Source organism: Thermodesulfobacteriota bacterium (genome assembly GCA_036397855.1).
Taxonomy (GTDB): Bacteria; Desulfobacterota_D; UBA1144; order Nemesobacterales; family CSP1-2; genus DASWID01.
The window spans coordinates 1-16,631 of record DASWID010000110.1; the positions used below are offsets into that span (position 1 = coordinate 1).

The following is a 16,631-nucleotide window of genomic DNA, read 5'->3' on the forward strand; positions in this document are numbered from 1 at the left end:
ATAGCTCAAGCTGGCTCGAGGATTATGCTTTGTTCATTTCACTAAAGGAAAGTTTTAAGAATGCAATATGGACAGAGTGGCCAGAAGAGATAAGGGATAGGACCGAGGGGTCTCTGAGTGAGTATAAGGAGAGATTAGAGGATAGAATACGCATGGAGAAGTTTTATCAATATCTATTCTTTGATCAGTGGTCTTCTCTTAAAGAATACTGCAATGTTAGAAAAATTAATATAATAGGAGACATACCAATTTATGTTACCTTTGACAGCTCGGATGTCTGGACTAACCCGGAGATTTTTAAGTTGGATGAGCAAAAGCATCCCGAATTTGTTGCAGGAGTCCCCCCTGATTATTTCAGTGAGACCGGCCAACTTTGGGGTAATCCAGTGTATAATTGGGAATATTTACGAGAAACCAGGTATTCATGGTGGATAAAGCGATTAGAGCACAACCTTAAGTTGACTGATATAATTCGACTCGATCACTTCAGGGGTTTTGTTTCATATTGGGAAGTTCCGGCTGGAGAAGAAACGGCAATCAATGGAAGATGGGTTCAAGTTCCGGTAGTGGATTACTTCAAATCATTGCTTAAGAGATTTCCAAATCTCCCCGTGATTGCCGAGGACCTTGGTATTATAACGCCGGATGTGAGGGAGGTTATTAATTATTTTGATTTTCCTGGTATGAAACTGCTGATTTTCGCTTTTGGAGGCGATTTCCCAAATGGTGCATATCTACCGCATAACTATTCCAGAAATTGTGTTGTATACACGGGAACTCATGACAATAATACTGTGAAGGGGTGGTTCAGGGCTGAGGCAAGTCCTCAAGATAAAAAAAGGCTTTTTAACTACATTGGCAGAGAGGCGGAGGAAGAAAATATACACTGGGAACTGATAAGGCTCGCTATGGGGTCAGTGGCGAATATGGTGATTATACCGATGCAGGATATACTAGGCCTTGGTGAGGAATCGAAAATGAATTTACCCGCAACTTCTGATGGAAACTGGCAATGGCGGCTTAACCCTAAACAGATAACTCCTTCAGTGTCTGAAAAGCTCAGGAAGATTACAGAAACATACGGAAGGGCTTAGCTAAAATGAATTACACAATTAAAGAGTCTCATCTTACATGACTAAATTCCATACCCCAGATTGGGTTAAGGACGCGGTATTTTATCAGATATTTCCCGATCGCTTTGCAAAGAGCTCAAGAGTTCAAAAACCCTCCAATCTTGAACCGTGGGATTCGCGACCGACAAGACATGGTTTTAAGGGAGGTGATCTCTTGGGTGTTCTTGAAAAATTAGAGTACTTGCAGGATTTGGGGATCAATGCAATCTATTTGAACCCTGTTTTCAAGTCTGCTGCAAATCATCGTTATCATACATATGATTATTTTAATGTAGATCCGCTTCTTGGTGGCAATGGATCGCTTCGTGCATTGCTTGACGAGGCCCATGGACGGGGGATTAGAATAATCTTGGATGGAGTTTTCAATCACGCTAGTAGAGGATTTTACAAATTTCACCATATACTTGAGAATGGTCCTAGTTCACCATACATCGACTGGTTTATCATAAAGAAATTTCCTGTAGATGCTTACAACGAAAATCGAGAACCAAACTATGCAGCCTGGTGGGGGCTACATGCTCTGCCGAAATTTAATGTCAAGAATCCGGCTGTTAGAGAGTTTTTATGTAGTGTTGCCCGATACTGGATTGATTTTGGTATTGATGGATGGAGACTGGATATTCCAGAGGAGATTCGCGATCCCTCGTTTTGGCAGGAATTCAGGAGAAAGGTTAAATCTTCAAATCCTGATGCTTATCTGGTGGGCGAAATATGGCATGTAGCAAAAGAATGGCTTCAGGGTGACAGATTCGATGCGGTGATGAACTACCTTTTAAACAAGGCATGCCTCGGTTTTTTTATCGATAAAGAAGTTGATGAGGCTTTTGTAAGAGGTATGGGTTATGCACCTATACCACGCCTTGACTCTGAGCACTTTGCAGAAACAATAGATCGTCTTCTGAATCTCTATGACCATGAAGTCAACAATTCGCTACTTAACCTGCTGAGTTCTCATGACACAGCTCGCTTCCTAACAATTGCCCGAGGGGATGATTGTGCATTGCGTCTGGCGATCCTATTTTTAATGACTTTCCCTGGTATCCCTTGCATATATTACGGTGATGAAATCGGGATGGAAGGTGGGCGTGATCCAGACTGTCGTAGATCATTTCCCTGGGATAGGGGCGAATGGAACAATAATTTGCTGGAATATTTTAAGCGTTGTATATCACTAAGAATTAAATATCCTTCACTTCGCCGTGGTGATTTCAAAAAGCTTTACGCCAAAGAGGATGTTTATGCTTTTTCTCGGCGATTAGGGGACGAGACTTTAATCGTAGCCCTTAATGTTGCCGAGGTAATTCGTGCCCCCAAGATACAGATAGATGACTTTCTCCCCGAAGGATCTGTACTCCGTAAAATTTGGGATAGTTCTACAATTAGCGTTTATAATGGCTTTTTGAACGGACTTGCGCTATCCCCTAGGTCTGGATCTGTCTTACTCGTCGAGAAAATTGGCAATAGAATCTCGGAATCCGAGAATTAGCCTTCGTTATATTGAGTAGAAAAAATATTGCATTAGCATTCAAAGGGTTGCCATCTCAATATTATCAAAATTGCGACGATAGAATTTCATATAGTCTACTTTTCGCTCTAAAGCATCGATCACTACATTATTGAAATTTACCTTTTCAAAGGACTGGGCACTACCAAGTCCACCAGGACTGAATACGTTTATTTCCATCAACTTATCGCCCACTATGTCCAGGCCAACCAAAAACATCCCATCCTGAACAAGTTTAGGCCGAACCATTTCCACCAATTTAAGATGTGTTTTGGTTATGTCAGCTTCTCGCTTCCTCCCTCCAGCGTGGATGTTGCTCCTCATATCGTCACCGGTTCGTGCACGTCTGAATGCGGCGTATTTACCTTGATAACGAAGTGGGCGACCGTTCATCACAAAGAGACGGATGTCGCCTTCGATTGCTGCGGGTAAATATTCCTGCACGATTATATATCCGTCTCGATTGAGTGACTCAATCATTTGATTTAGGTTTGGGCGGTCTTCGGGTCTAACCAGAAAAACTCCTGTACCGCCAGAGCCCTGTAAGGGTTTCAGGACAGCGGTGCCTCCGAGATCTTTAACAAATTTCTTGATCTCGTCCCCATCTCTAGTAATCAATGTTTTTGGCCTTACCTCAGCGGGGAATAGCTGAAAATACATCTTGTTCAATGCCTTTGACAAGCCATTTGGATCGTTTAGTACTATTACACCATGCCTCATGGCAACCCGTCCGAAGATGATTCCGGCGTTTTGCGCCCAGGGGCGAGAAATGGCGTCAGTTGATGGATCATTTCGAAGCATCAGAACATCCAGATCATCGACTGTGATCCGCTCAGACTTTGCCTTTTTGCCCTGAAGATCAGACAGGTAAATCTCCCTGGATTTGTAATTTTGCTTTGGGGCCGATCTGGCTCTGGCGTGGATTTTCTCGTCAGGATCGTAAGCTAAATCGGCAACGCCCATCACCCAGGCATCGTGACCGCGGTTTTTAGCTGCTATGGCCAAGCGTGTTGTTGTATACCCCGCCTCTTCAGTCATGATGTCATTAACGACAAATCCTATTCTCATTATGTTTTCCTCCTTTCAATAAGTTCTAAAAGTGAAAGGCCACCCCGTAAACGCTCAAGCCGCTCACTTGCCTTTGGATTAGTCAAATACCGGGGTTTCAGTGGAGCAGATTTAAGCACCTTACGATATTGAAGCTCTTCTATAATGGGGAGATGATTTGCCGAAATCTTACCAATAAACAGGGGTTCTAGCTCGCCACCGAGTTTCAGGTAATCCAACAAATTTTTAAGACCCCTGAGATATATCGCATCTTTAGTTAATCCTCCACCCCTGTAAACCCTTAATGTAATAATAAACGCGGTTCGTTGCTCAAAACCATAGTCAATATCAAGCTTTCTAAAAGTATCGACAAATGTTGCACCTTCGACTAAGCACCTGACTGCTAACACGCGACCCGCAAGAATCCTTAGGCGTGGTTTGCTTAATCCACCAACGAGATACTCAGAGACTACCGCAAGACCTTCTTGGAGTTCTTCATAACCAGGTAAACCAGTATAAAGCTGGCGAAATGGCTGGGCTTTGCCGTTGTAATATGTTAGAAGATGGGTACCGACCTCATGCTGTATTAGGGCCTCAACTCTAGAAGGATGAATACTGGTCTTACTACCGATTAGCAAGTCACCCCTAGAGACCATGAGTCCAGAAGATATATCATCCCTGATCTGTACTTTGGCGGCAAATTTGGGGTAGATTCGACGGTAGTATTCGATTTCAATAGCAGCGTATCTTGCAAATTCCTCCGCATCTAAAATTCTCCCTGGCGATTTCTCGCGGCTTCTTGGAGGGATGTGGTTTAAAATAATATTTGCAAATTTAGTGATTTCTTTTTCTGTTCCACCATAAAGCTGCATGCTCCCGTACAGAAAACGCCTAGTCCCGCGATCATTTATCATCGAAATCTGTCTATCGAGTTCGGCTACCTTGTCTTTGAAGAGATGCGCTAGCGTCGGGTCTTCAACCCTCTCAATACGGATAGAGTAGAGTTTTCGCTTCAATAGAGCTGGGTCGAATGGTCTCGGTCGATAGTAAAACGTGGGTTCTCGCTCAAATTTCTTCCTTTTGAACGCTAACCAAGCTTGCTCGGAATTAATAGGTGTTACTTGAAGTAGGAAATCAAATGCGTTGCTCACTTCGGTTAGTTTATGGTCTACTTCTTTGACTGTCTTCACGACTGCCCCGCGACCTAAAACATGGTAGTGTTTGGGACGGCGAGTAGTATTGGTTCTTGTGAATTCGAAGAATGCCTCTTTGAGAGCCCTGGCGATGCCATGGTGGAGGTTCTGTAGCACCAGGGGGTAAATCTTTCCTGATTTTCTATTACGATAAACCGGTCTTATTTGAAGTCCAATCAATTTACAGCCGGTTTTCAAAGCTTTGGTTCGATCTATAAGAGGTTTTAGACTTGGAGGGTGTTCTTTTTCCCCATGTATAACCTCAACAGCCGCGGACTCTTTGAGTATTCGGATTCTTTTAAGCCCCTTTTCTAGGCTTTCAATTGTGGTATTTAGAGAACCCATCTTGGGCTCCCTCGTAAATATTCGTGAACCCGGTTTTAACCTTTCCAGTTGAGATCTACCGTTAAAGTTATCGCTTGAAGACCAGATTTCCACGACAAGGAAGGCACCGAATTGTGAGGAAAGGGTATTTACGACATTCCAGACTAGTTTAGATAAGCTACCATGATACGATCTTTTTCCAGGCGCAATCAAGTATGAAGCTTCTCCTAATACAAGACGTCGTGTTCCTTTGTCATTCCTAGCGGGTGGGATTCGATAGATACATAAGAAAGGAAGCTGCCCGTCTATGTGAATACGACCGTTGACGGGCAGTCTACGTCGAACCGGTTTGTTGCTGGCTAACCTTTCACATATTGTGTTGATAAAACGATCGGTAATTATGCCTGTCTTGGATTCTATCAGACCAGTCAAAATTTCTCAAGCTCCTCTAAAATTCCTGGTACTGTCGATTTTAGGGCATTACAAATTGTGTCTAGCTGCATATTGTCTGGAATACCTGTCCATTCGTCCATGAAAAACTTTTTGAATTCGATTGCTAAGGCACACCCCGTTTTTGGGAAATTCTCATGAATCCATCGGGGGAAATTCCCTCCCCGAAACCTAACATTCTCCCGAACGTCGAGGTCTCTACCTAAAAAATTAAAGTTTCTGAGATCGGTGATAAAGCGATCTACTATTGGAGACCAGAAATTACGATCCATAGTTCCTGTTCCAATGTTGACCTCGGGATTTTCCTCAGGGTTTGATGGTGGTCCGTTTGGCCCATTACGTCTGTGATTGTAGGTATGTAGGTCAAAAACGACAAAGCGGTCGAATTTGCTAACTAAGTCAGAAAATAAATTCTTCATCTCTTTGTGGAAGGTATCGTATTCTTTAAGTGAACGTTGGACAATTTCATTTGATGGTTTTCTTTTCCATATGTTTAATCCCCAAGCATCTTCAGGGTTAATGTAAACTGCTTTCTCTCTTTGACGGTTCAGATCTACCTCAAATCTCGATCGAAAGGCCACAAATTGGGTGTCAGCTATTACAGTCCATTCTCCTGTGAAAGGGTCTTCTTCACGAAGTCTTGAGGACTCGTCCAATGCGAGCAGCTCTGCAATTTCTTCTCTTGTATCATGACCGTTATGAATTGCTGTTGCGACTAGCGGATTTTCACCTACAGTTAATTTCCATAAGGTTTCGTTCAAATTGAGTGTTTTAATCGCTCCTCAAATTTATATTACTCAATCAGTTGTGAACAAAGATTAACTTACAATACCTTTAGCTTTTTGAATTTTTTTACAGAAACGATATAATCCTATGCAAATATCTTAAAAGTTACAAGCTGTTAGATCTCAACAGCATAGATCGATCATTGTATGACGATGAAAAAAATCTATCGGTCAAAAAAGGATAAAATGATTGCCGGAATATGTGGCGGCTTGGGCGAAATGTTCGAGATAGATCCGACACTCATAAGGCTCGGGCTCGTTTTTATAGGTTTGGTTACAGGCATCGTACCACTTGTCATCGCCTATATTCTCGGTTGGATAATTATCCCTGAAAACCCGGAATAGAAAATGATGCGTAAATTTTTTAGGTGTCTCAATATTGGACCTTAGTCATTGGTTCGAATTTAAAAGAGCCACATGGATAAATCATATGTCCTTACCAAGTTAGTTGATATAAACTTCGAAAAATTTGATAAATCATGGTTGAATCATCAAGTGTATGACCTGGAATCCGGAGTGTTACTGCAAATTCCAGAGAGAGAGATTTGAGCCATTCAACGACCTTCTAAAACTTGTAGTAATAAAAGCGGGCATGAATGTGGTGGACCTGGGCTGTGGTACAGGCGAGATCACCAATAAGGTTGCTGATAGACTACCTAGCAGTAGTGTCTTGGGGATAGATTCATCCCCTGAGATGTTAAATAGCGCAAAAAGGTTGGAGCGTCCAGGTCTAAGTTTCAAATTGTGCTCTATAGAAGATATCTCTGGCAAATGGGATTTGATTTTTTCAAACGCAGCCATCCACTGGGTCGAAAATCACGAGGAACTAATACCTAGGCTTTTCTCATGGCTTCAGTCCGGTGGGCAAATTGTTATACAAGTTCCCTCAAACCATCTCCACCCGACTCAAACGTTACTAAGGGAAATCGCGGGAGAAAAACCGTTTAAAAAAGTGCTTAATGGATGGGTAAGAAATTCGCCTGTCCTCTCAATTAGTGAATATGCAGAGTCTCTATATCAGAGTGGGGGGAAGGGTATTGTTATTTTCGAAAAGGTTTATCCTCATGTTCTGAATGATGTTGATGCCATTATAGATTGGATGCGTGGGTCAGTGTTGATTCCTTATCTTGATCGTTTACCAATGGAGTTGCAGGAAAGCTTTATCGAATTATACAGAGAAAGACTATTGGAGAAGTGGCCTAAGGGCCCCGTTTTTTTCCCATATCAAAGAATATTATTTGCTGCAACTCATCCTTAAACAGGCACATCCACCGTGAGGCCATGACCCCGAGGAGCTGTAGTGTAAATAGCATTGCAAAAAAAGATAGAAGAGCTATCATCTATTGATGATTGTTCATGAGAAATGGAGGATAAGTCAATGAGAATCGAGCACGTTATGTTTTTTTTATTGATTGCCCTCTTTATTTCCTGTCGTTCAAATTCTTCAAATGAGGTTCACGTCTTAAAGCAATATTCACTGGATACACTCGATGATGTAATCACACAAACAGGAGTCCAAATTGACAATCAAGATTCGAGTGACGGAAATGGTTCTCTAAGAATTATGGCTGCAAAGCCCACGGTAGTGAGACTTTTTGAAATTGATGACATTAATGTGGAGAATGCGACCCTTATTTATAGGGCGAAACTTAAGACAGTAAATGTGGATGGAAAGGTGTATTTGGAGATGTGGTGCCACTTTCCAGGAAAGGGAGAATTTTTCTCTCGGGGACTAGCAACTCCACTCACAGGGACAACAGATTGGACGACTGAGGAGACTCCATTCTTTTTGAAAAAAGGGGAAAAGCCGGATTATGTCAAATTAAATCTTGTAATCGATGGCACGGGTACGGTCTGGATTGATGCTATTAGCCTTCTGAGGGCTCCTATTAGTTAGAAAATCATAAGAGTTTTTTACTATTTCTAGTCCTGGTCTGCTATCAGTTGTTGAAGAGCAATTTAGGGAAAATGTCATGAATCGTCCTTTTTCATCAATTAAATTAATAGCAGTTGGATTTTTTTTGTGTTCCTTCTCAAATCTTCATGGGTCAGTAAGTGTTGCAGATTCAGATAATAAGTCTATCAATGAAGTCCCGGTCTACGGGTATAAGATAGTTAATTCATATCCACATGATCCCGAAGCCTTTACGCAAGGATTAGTATACGAAGATGGATTTATATATGAAGGAACGGGTTTGCACGGAAGATCATCATTACGAAAGGTCGAGTTGGAAACCGGTCGTATATTGCAGAATCACAATTTGCCAGATCAGTATTTCGGTGAAGGCCTGACAATTCATGGTGATAAAATAACTCAGTTGACCTGGAGATCAAATGTAGGGTTTGTATATGATAAGGGAAATTTTACATTAATTGAGAAGTTTAACTATCCCACTGAAGGTTGGGGTATTACCCATGACGACAAGAATGTAATCATGAGCGATGGTTCAGATACCTTATATTTCCTGGATCCAATTACACATAAAGAGACCAACAGAGTAAAGGTGAGGTATGAAGGCCGCCCGGTTACTAGGCTAAATGAATTGGAATATATCCATGGTGAGATATTTGCCAATATCTGGTTTACGGACATTATCGCAAGGATATCACCCAAGACTGGAAAAGTAATGGGATGGATAGATCTGAGAGGCCTCTCCGATGATTTTGGTCCCAGGAGAAGCAACCAAGTTTTGAATGGGATTGCTTACGACGATAAGGGTGATCGATTGTTTGTAACCGGAAAGCTATGGCCAAAGATATATGAAATCAAGCTTGAGCGAGTCGACTGAATTTTCGACCCGCCCTTAATTGGGCCTTTAATTATTTTTATGGTAAATGGCCTTCCAAAAATTGCGTTAAGAAAATCAGGAACGGAGACGTTAAGAAAAATTTGGGGGTTGCAGTTGGATTAAATTTTTTAGTCGGAGTGTATGATTTTTAGCAAATTTTTGGATAGCCTTGATTTTTGCTTCTTTGTATCAAGACAAAGAAGTTAAAGACGACAAGTAAGATGAATCAGGAAAACGCTTTTAAAGATTCTGTCCGCGAAATATCTGGCATTTACAGCAATCACATCTGAGACCTTCAGTTTCTATTATGATACCCTGCAGGTCGCTGCACGGTTGTTGAAAAAAGTTTGGATTTTTGTGTATCTAACTACTTACATTCCAAACCATTTGGTGTAATAATAGTTCGTGCAGGGCGTTCTTATAAATTGTATAGGGGGGAGAATCAATGGCAAAAGAGGCTTCATCGCTAGATGTCGATATTTATAATGAGATACTATCAATGTTTGACTCGGCTGAGGAGATGTTTTTATTGACTTGGGAAGGATTTAAGAGGCTGGATAAAGATAGGCTCCATAAGGCTGAGAGGATTGGCAGAGAGTTGCACGGAAAGGAAAAGATGCTTACACACGCAATAATGATCAAATATTCAGGAGGAGAGGAGGCGAATAATCAAATAGGCTTCGGTTATATTCCATCTCACCTTGAGAGAATTGGAGACAACATTGAGCTGCTATTAAGATGCAGTGTAACAATCATAAAAGAGGGTGTGTGCTTTAGTGATAGGGCAATTAAAGAGATAAACACATTATTTGATAAATCGATCGAGATCCTTCAATCCGCTAGCGATGCGTTGAAAACAAATGATATGGAAAAGTTAGTTAACATTAGAGAGGAAGGAAGAAAATTTCAAGAAATTATAGGCGGGTATTCCCTATCCCATTACGATCGCTTGATCGAAGGTGTATGTATGCCTAAGTCTTCTTCATCTTATCTAGCAATTCTTGACTACCTTTCTGGGATAGAAAAGCACATTAGAAATATTGTGGAGAGAATGGAAGGTTAGATTTCCTAATGAGAAAATATTTTAAAAGAATTTGAATGGCGCGTTGGACAAGTTATCTAGTCGACTATTATCATTATTAATAATAATTATTTTGGTAAGTTATGCTTGTCCGGAGGCCAGTGAGAACAATATCCACACAGATAAAGATATTATATTTCAAGCTTCAACTTTGACCGCTCTTTCCGAGGGCGTCTTTGAGGGAAATCTATCTGTCGGAGAGTTAAGGAAATTGGGAAACTTTGGCTTAGGGACCTTTAATGGACTCGATGGAGAGATGATCGAACTGGATGGTAACGTCTATCAAATAAGAGATGACGGAATAGCATATCCAGTGAAGAATTCAATGAAAACACCATTTTCAGTAGTCACATTATTCGATATAGATAGGAGGATTAATGTAAGGAACCCTTTAGATTGTGACAAGCTCGAAAGGGTCATAGATAAATTTCTTCCGACAAAAAATATTTTCTATGCAATAAAGGTCTCAGGGTTATTCGAAAATGTTAGGGTCCGTAGTATTCCTAAACAGTATGAACCATTTCCTACACTTGCCCAAGCTCTAAAAGGAGAAACAACATTTGAGCTTCATTCCGTAATGGGCACACTTGTGGGCTTACGATTCCCCTCGTATGTTAATGGAGTAAATGTCCCGGGCTACCATTTTCATTTTATTACTGATGATAGAAAAGCGGGGGGGCATGTTCTTGAGTGCAAGGCTCAGAATGTTAAGGTTGATGTAGATTATTCTTACCAGCTAAATATCAAGCTCCCCGACACTCAAGGGTTTTATAAGTTTGTTCAGTAAATTGGTGACATTCTTTATACAAAGCTCTTGTTGAAAGAGCTGTTCAATGGAATGTTGTGTTAAAAATAGTTACTATAATCTACGATTAGGAATTAGTGATATTTGTTTTAAAAAAATCGAATTGATCGATCAGGTGGGTAACACGTACGAATTTGGAAGAATATCATTCTTTGTTTTGGCGGCCTTGATCTCCACTATTATTAATGGCTTTACCAGCGCATTTACTGAGGAGTCGAAGCCAGCAGAGGCAAGGATTTCTCAAGATGGCATCCAGAGGGCAGAGATTATTGTTGATAGTTACGGCTTTGAGCCAAATCATATACTGGTAGTTGTGGGAAAGCCTGTAGAACTTGATTTAAGAAGCGTTACCAGCGTTATTCCTCATAATTTTAGTATTGATCATCCTGAGGCCGGAATGGATATAGATCAAAATATACCTCATGGCAAGGATGTCAAAGTCACATTTGTCCCAACAAAGACGGGAAGCTATGAGTTTTATTGCGATAAAAAGGGGTTGTTTGGAAGTCATCGTAAAAAGGGTATGGAGGGAATAATAGAGGTAAAAGAATAGGAGTGAATTGAGAGAATGTTTATTTCCTGTACTTATTGATTAATAGATCATTTTTTTAATTAATGCGGTAGATAGGTTAGGTATTTGAAGTATTGACTAAACCAAATGCAAGAAATTCGAACAAATGGTCACGAAAACGAAGAGGGAATGCCGAATCCTATTGTCTTGTTTGATGGGGTTTGCAACTTGTGCAGTTCAGTGGTGAGATTCACCATTTTGAGAGACCCAGATCGAATATTCAGATTTGCATCATTGCAGTCCGAGGTTGGCCACTTTTTTTTAAATAAATTTGGTCTTTCAACTGAGGATTTTGATTCCTTTGTTCTGATCGAGGGAGATAAATTTTTTTTAAGGTCGACAGCAGTATTGTCCTTTTGTAGAAGGTTGAAGGGACTGTGGCCCCTTCTATATCTATTGATCATAATACCTAGACCAATAAGGGATTTTGTTTATAATATTGTCGCTGAAAACAGATACAGATGGTTTGGAAAAAAGGAAGAGTGTTTCATCCCTTCTGCTGATATAAGAAATAGATTTCTCTAAATTCTATTACAGAATGTTTATGAGATGATTTCAAGACCTCCCCTTATATTCAAGATCGCAACTGAGGAATGGGAGTTTGCGCAAGTTCATCAACTCAACTACAGAACTTTTGTGGAGGAAATACCACAACATGAAACAAATCCTGAAAGAACTTTAATAGACAAATTCCATCAAGACAATAAATACATTATCTGTCTACGTGATAGCCAACTTATAGGTATGGTTGCCATCAGGGATAAGAGGCCCTTTTCGCTCGATCAAAAGTTAAAATATCTTGATTCTTATCTTCCAAAATTCCGTTCTATGGTTGAAATTCGATTGTTATCCGTAGAACAAGGATACCGAAGAGGGCATGTTCTGAAGGGTGTTTTCACTACATTGATCGAGCAGGTCGAGACTCATGAATATGATCTAGCCATTATTTCGGCAACGTTAAATCAAATTAAGCTTTATAGGCATCTCGGTTTCGTCCCGTTTGGTCCACTTGTCGGGAATGATGTAGCTATTTTTCAACCCATGTACCTCACTCTTGATGCATATAAAGAATTTAGGAACAGGACTAAACTCTTTCCTGACGATTTTCGTGAAAATTCCACAGGCAAGAATTTAGTCAATTTACTTCCGGGTCCGGTTCATATAAATCGGTTTGTACATGAATCCTTTAATGAGATTCCTGTTTCACATCGTTCAGAGAGCTTCGTGAAAGATTTTAAACAAACCAAGGACCTTCTTTGCAGTTTAGTACGTTCCCGTAGTGTTGAAATACTGATGGGGTCCGGCTCTCTCGCAAATGATTGTATAGCTGCACAGTTGTCTTCTAATTTCAGGACGGGTTTGGTCCTTAGTAACGGTGAATTCGGAAACAGGTTAATAGATCATGCGCGTCGGTTTGGGCTTAATTTTAAGACCTTGGAGATTGACTGGGGGATGGCGTTCGATCGCGATCAAATTTTGAGATTGTTGGATCAAGAGCCGGTTATCCGGTGGTTATGGGCTGTCCACTGTGAGACATCGACGGGGATTTTAAACGATTTAGAGATGTTGAAATCACTATGCCTCGAAAGGGGTATACGTCTCTGTATGGATTGTGTTAGCTCTATAGGAACGATACCGATCGATCTAAATGGTATTTACCTTGCATCGGGAGCAAGTGGTAAAGGCCTGAGGGCTTTTCCGGGCTTGTCTATGGTCTTTTATAATCACGAGATACTCCCACTTTCGAAAAACATACCGAGATACCTTGACATTGGACTATATTCAATATCAGAGGGTATTCCTTTTACAATATCTTCAAACTTGATATACGCACTTAAGAAAGCGCTCGAGAGATTTGACTCAGGAAACAGATACTGTGAATTGGAAAATATGTCATCTTGGCTTAGGGATGAGTTGCGTAAGATTGGTTTCAATATTTTAGCCGCGGACGAGCATTCATCTCCTGCACTGATTACGATTGATCTGCCAAGTTGGATGAGTTCAGAGAACTTAGGGCAACTTCTTGAAGAGAAAGGTTATCTTCTCAGTTACAGAAGTCGTTATCTCGTGAAAAGAAACTGGATTCAGATTTCGTTGATGAGTGGATATAATAAAGAAATTTTTTATCCAGTGCTGGATTTGTTGAAAGAAAATAATAGATTGTGTAGCAAAACCAATTAACGTGACATGTATACAGAGAATAGCCTATTTTAGAAAGAACAAACTCTAATAGAATTCATTTTATTACTGTACACAGATTGGCTGAAATTGTAGTATGTATATTAAACTGAAGCTTATAATAATGGATCCTTTTTTCTAAATCATTCAATGATTGGATACTCAAACTCCACCTCATTCTAATTATTAAGTTCTTGTTTTAATATTCAAAATAATATAATTTTCTTTGAGAATTATTGATATTAAAGGAGGGTGATCGAATGTCTAGTTTTAAGGATCGTATAATAAAATCTGCCTTGTTGGATGCTAATATTTACGAGGAAATCGAGGCTGATAAGGAAGCTATGGGGCAAGCGGCGATAGTTGTTATTCTATCAAGCGTCGCTGCAGGGATTGGGGCCATTGGTACCAATGGGATTGCCGGCTTGGTGTTCGCGACCGTCGCCGCCCTTATTGGTTGGCTTGTATGGGCGCTTCTTACCTTCTATATCGGCACTAAATTACTGCCAGAACCGGAGACGAAATCTGATTATGGGGAGCTTCTTAGAACCATCGGATTCGCTAGTTCTCCTGGCCTAATCAGGATATTGGGTATCATACCATGGATATCAACAATAGTGCTCGTTATAGGCGGAATATGGATGCTTGTTGCGATGGTTATAGCAGTGAGGCAGGCCCTGGATTATAAGAGTACCTTAAGGGCTGTCGGAGTGTGTGTTGTAGGCTGGATTATTCAATTTTTGGTAATCCTGTTGCTATTTTGGATTTTCGGTGTTCCGCTAAATTCAGTTTAATATAAATATTTCTTAAAACCCCTAATGTTTACATTGAGTTGAATTGATTATTGATGATTTGCCCTTCTTTGTGAGATATATCTTAATTTTAGCAAGTGACTAAATGCTAGATGTAACTAATTTATCCGCAGATATCATTAATTGGCTACCGATCCTGATTGCTGTTGTAGTAGGCATGCTTATAGGTTTTGGCTTAGCCTTAATATTGAGAGTGATACAGGCTAAGACTGGAAAGGAACTAGCAGAAGAGCTCTATGCTGAAAGTGAGGGTCAACGACGGGAGAATTTGAATGCTGTTATCGAAAATATAAAGGCGAGCTTTGGAAGTTTGTCTCTGGATGCATTGTCAAAATCGACCGAAGAATTCTTAAAATTAGCCAGAGCCACATTGGCGCCTGAAAGGGAGACGACTGTTAAGGAGTTAGATGCAAAGAAAGGATTGATCGATCAGCAATTGCAACGTATGTCAAAGGAGCTTGAAAATGTTTCAACACTAATGAAGGATCTCGAGAAGGATCGGGTTGAGAAGTTTGGTGAGCTCGCCAGTCAGCTAAAAACAGCAAGTGAGCAGACTACTTCATTAATGAAAGTGACAACTACAATTCGTGAGGCGCTTGCCAGTTCGAAGGCGAGGGGCCAGTGGGGAGAGCGTATGGCGGAAGACGTGTTAAATCTGGCGGGCTTTATCGAAAATGTTAATTATTTAAAGCAAAAGTCCATAGAGGGTGGAGGATCAAGGCCTGATTTTACCTTCCTTTTGCCCCGGGACCTAAAACTTAATATGGATGTTAAATTTCCTTTAGATAACTACATAAAGTATTTAGAGGCAGTAACGGAGCCTGAAAAATTAAAGTTCAGGAGCGATTTTTTAAGGGATGTAAGAGGACGGATCAGGGAAGTGACGACCCGTGAATACATAGATCCTGAACAGAACACTGTAGACTGCGCGCTTTTGTTCATTCCCAATGAGCAGATTTATGCCTTCATCCACGAACAGGATAGCACGATATTTGATAATGCCTTAAAAAATAAGGTTGTACTCTGCTCCCCAATTAACTTCATCACAGTTTTAGCAGTCATCAGACAGGCTGTTGATAATTTTGCCCTTGAGAGAACGTCTGGTGAATTGCTATCTCTGTTTGGACGTTTCAAAAAACAGTGGGATCAATTCATTACCAAGTTTGAATCGCTGGGTACGAGAATCACTGACTTGCAGAGAGAATATGAAAATCTTATGACCACGAGAAAGCGACTACTTGAAAGCCCTCTGGATAAGATAGAAAGCGCCAGAATCAAACAAGGATTGCCGATTGCCCCTGAAGAGGGTCATGAGACATTGAAATTAATTAAAACTGAAGAAGATGAAAACTCCTAAATGCACTTGCCTTTCCCTAAGTTAATGTAGTGCCCGTTCCCCGAACGGGCATAAAAGTAGGGTTCACGCCGAGCGTCGGGTCGTGCCCCGAAGCGGGGTTAGAAAACCCCGCCTATCGACTGATAACCTGGCAAATAAACCCGATCACACTGAGCCTGTCGAAGTGTAATAAATGACTGGTGACAGACACGAATTAGTTTCAACCTCTATAATAATTACTATAAGTAATCAGTTCATGACCCCCCATTTATCAAAATAAGTGTCTGTTGTACTAGCTCAGTTACTTACAATTTCCTAGAAAAAAACAAACATGTATTCAGCCAGTTAAGTCTCATGTCAAGGCCTGACACGTCCAGTTCTGTTTTTTTTAACGTCTTCGTTTCTGATTTTCTTAACGCAATTTTTGGAAGGCCGCTTAAGTCCTTTTCATTCTGAAAAGGATTGATGAAAATAAACCTACTCATTAAATTGCAAGAATTTTCTCCACGAATTATCTAAGACGTCGAATTGTGAGAAACTTCGTTTCGAAGCAATCTCAATTACCACGTGTCATTCCCAAATGAAGTTATTAGGAATCCACCCCTCATATGTCATTCCCGAGG

The 16,631-nt window shown here is 40.6% G+C and carries 16 protein-coding genes; 13 read left to right on the forward strand and 3 right to left on the reverse strand.

Features of this window, described 5'->3' with window-relative positions; all coding sequences use genetic code 11:
• Positions 1 to 1,094, forward strand: a 1,094-nt coding sequence (malQ, locus tag VGA95_08555) for a 4-alpha-glucanotransferase (GenBank protein ID HEX9666590.1), incomplete at its 5' end; no start/stop codon positions are given.
• 37 nt (positions 1,095 to 1,131) lie between these two features.
• Positions 1,132 to 2,619: an alpha-amylase family glycosyl hydrolase gene (locus VGA95_08560; GenBank protein HEX9666591.1), complete on the forward strand. Its 1,488-nt coding sequence runs from the start codon at positions 1,132 to 1,134 to the stop codon at positions 2,617 to 2,619.
• A gap of 39 nt (positions 2,620 to 2,658) precedes the next feature.
• Here the strand turns inward: VGA95_08560 and VGA95_08565 are convergent, their stop codons facing one another.
• Genes VGA95_08565 through VGA95_08575 form a run of 3 tightly spaced genes read right to left on the reverse strand, consistent with a single transcriptional unit; the run spans position 2,659 to position 6,412 of the window.
• Complete coding sequence (locus VGA95_08565) at positions 2,659 to 3,705, reverse strand: glutathione synthase (protein ID HEX9666592.1); 1,047 nt, start codon at positions 3,703 to 3,705, stop codon at positions 2,659 to 2,661.
• On the reverse strand, positions 3,705 to 5,633 hold the full coding sequence (locus VGA95_08570) for a flavohemoglobin expression-modulating QEGLA motif protein (protein ID HEX9666593.1): 1,929 nt from the start codon (positions 5,631 to 5,633) through the stop codon (positions 3,705 to 3,707). The genes VGA95_08565 and VGA95_08570 overlap by 1 nt, the downstream gene beginning before the upstream one ends.
• Positions 5,630 to 6,412, reverse strand: coding sequence for an N-formylglutamate amidohydrolase (locus VGA95_08575; protein ID HEX9666594.1), 783 nt, complete (start codon positions 6,410 to 6,412; stop codon positions 5,630 to 5,632). Before VGA95_08575 ends, VGA95_08570 begins: the two co-directional genes overlap by 4 nt.
• A 177-nt stretch (positions 6,413 to 6,589) precedes the next feature.
• Between VGA95_08575 and VGA95_08580 the strand changes: the two genes are divergently transcribed.
• The 11 genes from VGA95_08580 (at position 6,590) to rmuC (ending at position 16,029) form a co-directional block, all read left to right on the forward strand.
• Positions 6,590 to 6,781 (forward strand): PspC domain-containing protein, encoded by a 192-nt coding sequence (locus tag VGA95_08580; protein HEX9666595.1) that lies wholly within the window; start codon positions 6,590 to 6,592, stop codon positions 6,779 to 6,781.
• 154 nt (positions 6,782 to 6,935) lie between these two features.
• The gene (locus VGA95_08585; GenBank protein HEX9666596.1) at positions 6,936 to 7,694 is read left to right on the forward strand and encodes a methyltransferase domain-containing protein; all 759 of its coding nucleotides are present in this window, start codon (positions 6,936 to 6,938) and stop codon (positions 7,692 to 7,694) included.
• Between the two features lie 120 nt (positions 7,695 to 7,814).
• Positions 7,815 to 8,333 (forward strand): hypothetical protein, encoded by a 519-nt coding sequence (locus VGA95_08590; GenBank protein HEX9666597.1) that lies wholly within the window; start codon positions 7,815 to 7,817, stop codon positions 8,331 to 8,333.
• A 76-nt stretch (positions 8,334 to 8,409) separates the two neighbouring features.
• A complete protein-coding gene (locus tag VGA95_08595; protein HEX9666598.1) occupies positions 8,410 to 9,225 on the forward strand; it encodes a glutaminyl-peptide cyclotransferase in 816 nt (271 codons plus the stop codon).
• A 445-nt stretch (positions 9,226 to 9,670) separates the two neighbouring features.
• Positions 9,671 to 10,288: a hypothetical protein gene (locus VGA95_08600; GenBank protein ID HEX9666599.1), complete on the forward strand. Its 618-nt coding sequence runs from the start codon at positions 9,671 to 9,673 to the stop codon at positions 10,286 to 10,288.
• A 43-nt stretch (positions 10,289 to 10,331) separates the two neighbouring features.
• A complete protein-coding gene (gene budA / locus VGA95_08605; protein ID HEX9666600.1) occupies positions 10,332 to 11,093 on the forward strand; it encodes an acetolactate decarboxylase in 762 nt (253 codons plus the stop codon).
• A 46-nt stretch (positions 11,094 to 11,139) separates the two neighbouring features.
• Positions 11,140 to 11,664 carry a cupredoxin domain-containing protein gene (locus VGA95_08610; GenBank protein HEX9666601.1) on the forward strand — a complete coding sequence of 175 codons (525 nt, stop codon included), beginning with the start codon at positions 11,140 to 11,142 and terminating at the stop codon, positions 11,662 to 11,664.
• 105 nt (positions 11,665 to 11,769) lie between these two features.
• The gene (locus VGA95_08615) at positions 11,770 to 12,207 is read left to right on the forward strand and encodes a thiol-disulfide oxidoreductase DCC family protein (GenBank protein ID HEX9666602.1); all 438 of its coding nucleotides are present in this window, start codon (positions 11,770 to 11,772) and stop codon (positions 12,205 to 12,207) included.
• 24 nt (positions 12,208 to 12,231) lie between these two features.
• The gene (locus VGA95_08620; GenBank protein HEX9666603.1) at positions 12,232 to 13,863 is read left to right on the forward strand and encodes an aminotransferase class V-fold PLP-dependent enzyme; all 1,632 of its coding nucleotides are present in this window, start codon (positions 12,232 to 12,234) and stop codon (positions 13,861 to 13,863) included.
• 257 nt (positions 13,864 to 14,120) lie between these two features.
• A complete protein-coding gene (locus VGA95_08625) occupies positions 14,121 to 14,654 on the forward strand; it encodes a YIP1 family protein (protein HEX9666604.1) in 534 nt (177 codons plus the stop codon).
• Positions 14,655 to 14,757: 103 nt separating this feature from the next.
• Complete coding sequence (gene rmuC / locus VGA95_08630; GenBank protein HEX9666605.1) at positions 14,758 to 16,029, forward strand: DNA recombination protein RmuC; 1,272 nt, start codon at positions 14,758 to 14,760, stop codon at positions 16,027 to 16,029.
• Positions 16,030 to 16,631: the final 602 nt, after the last annotated feature.

Excerpts from the sequence above, each read along its gene's own strand:
- VGA95_08595 (HEX9666598.1), top strand. The coding sequence starts at position 8,410 with ATGAATCGTCCTTTTTCATCAATTAAATTAATAGCAGTTGGATTTTTT.
- VGA95_08625 (HEX9666604.1), top strand. The coding sequence starts at position 14,121 with ATGTCTAGTTTTAAGGATCGTATAATAAAATCTGCCTTGTTGGATGCT.
- VGA95_08560 (HEX9666591.1), top strand. The coding sequence starts at position 1,132 with ATGACTAAATTCCATACCCCAGATTGGGTTAAGGACGCGGTATTTTAT.
- VGA95_08590 (HEX9666597.1), top strand. The coding sequence starts at position 7,815 with ATGAGAATCGAGCACGTTATGTTTTTTTTATTGATTGCCCTCTTTATT.
- VGA95_08610 (HEX9666601.1), top strand. The coding sequence starts at position 11,140 with ATGGAATGTTGTGTTAAAAATAGTTACTATAATCTACGATTAGGAATT.
- rmuC (HEX9666605.1), top strand. The coding sequence starts at position 14,758 with ATGCTAGATGTAACTAATTTATCCGCAGATATCATTAATTGGCTACCG.
- VGA95_08585 (HEX9666596.1), top strand. The coding sequence starts at position 6,936 with ATGACCTGGAATCCGGAGTGTTACTGCAAATTCCAGAGAGAGAGATTT.
- VGA95_08580 (HEX9666595.1), top strand. The coding sequence starts at position 6,590 with ATGAAAAAAATCTATCGGTCAAAAAAGGATAAAATGATTGCCGGAATA.
- VGA95_08600 (HEX9666599.1), top strand. The coding sequence starts at position 9,671 with ATGGCAAAAGAGGCTTCATCGCTAGATGTCGATATTTATAATGAGATA.
- VGA95_08615 (HEX9666602.1), top strand. The coding sequence starts at position 11,770 with ATGCAAGAAATTCGAACAAATGGTCACGAAAACGAAGAGGGAATGCCG.
- VGA95_08620 (HEX9666603.1), top strand. The coding sequence starts at position 12,232 with ATGATTTCAAGACCTCCCCTTATATTCAAGATCGCAACTGAGGAATGG.
- VGA95_08565 (HEX9666592.1), bottom strand. The coding sequence starts at position 3,705 with ATGAGAATAGGATTTGTCGTTAATGACATCATGACTGAAGAGGCGGGG.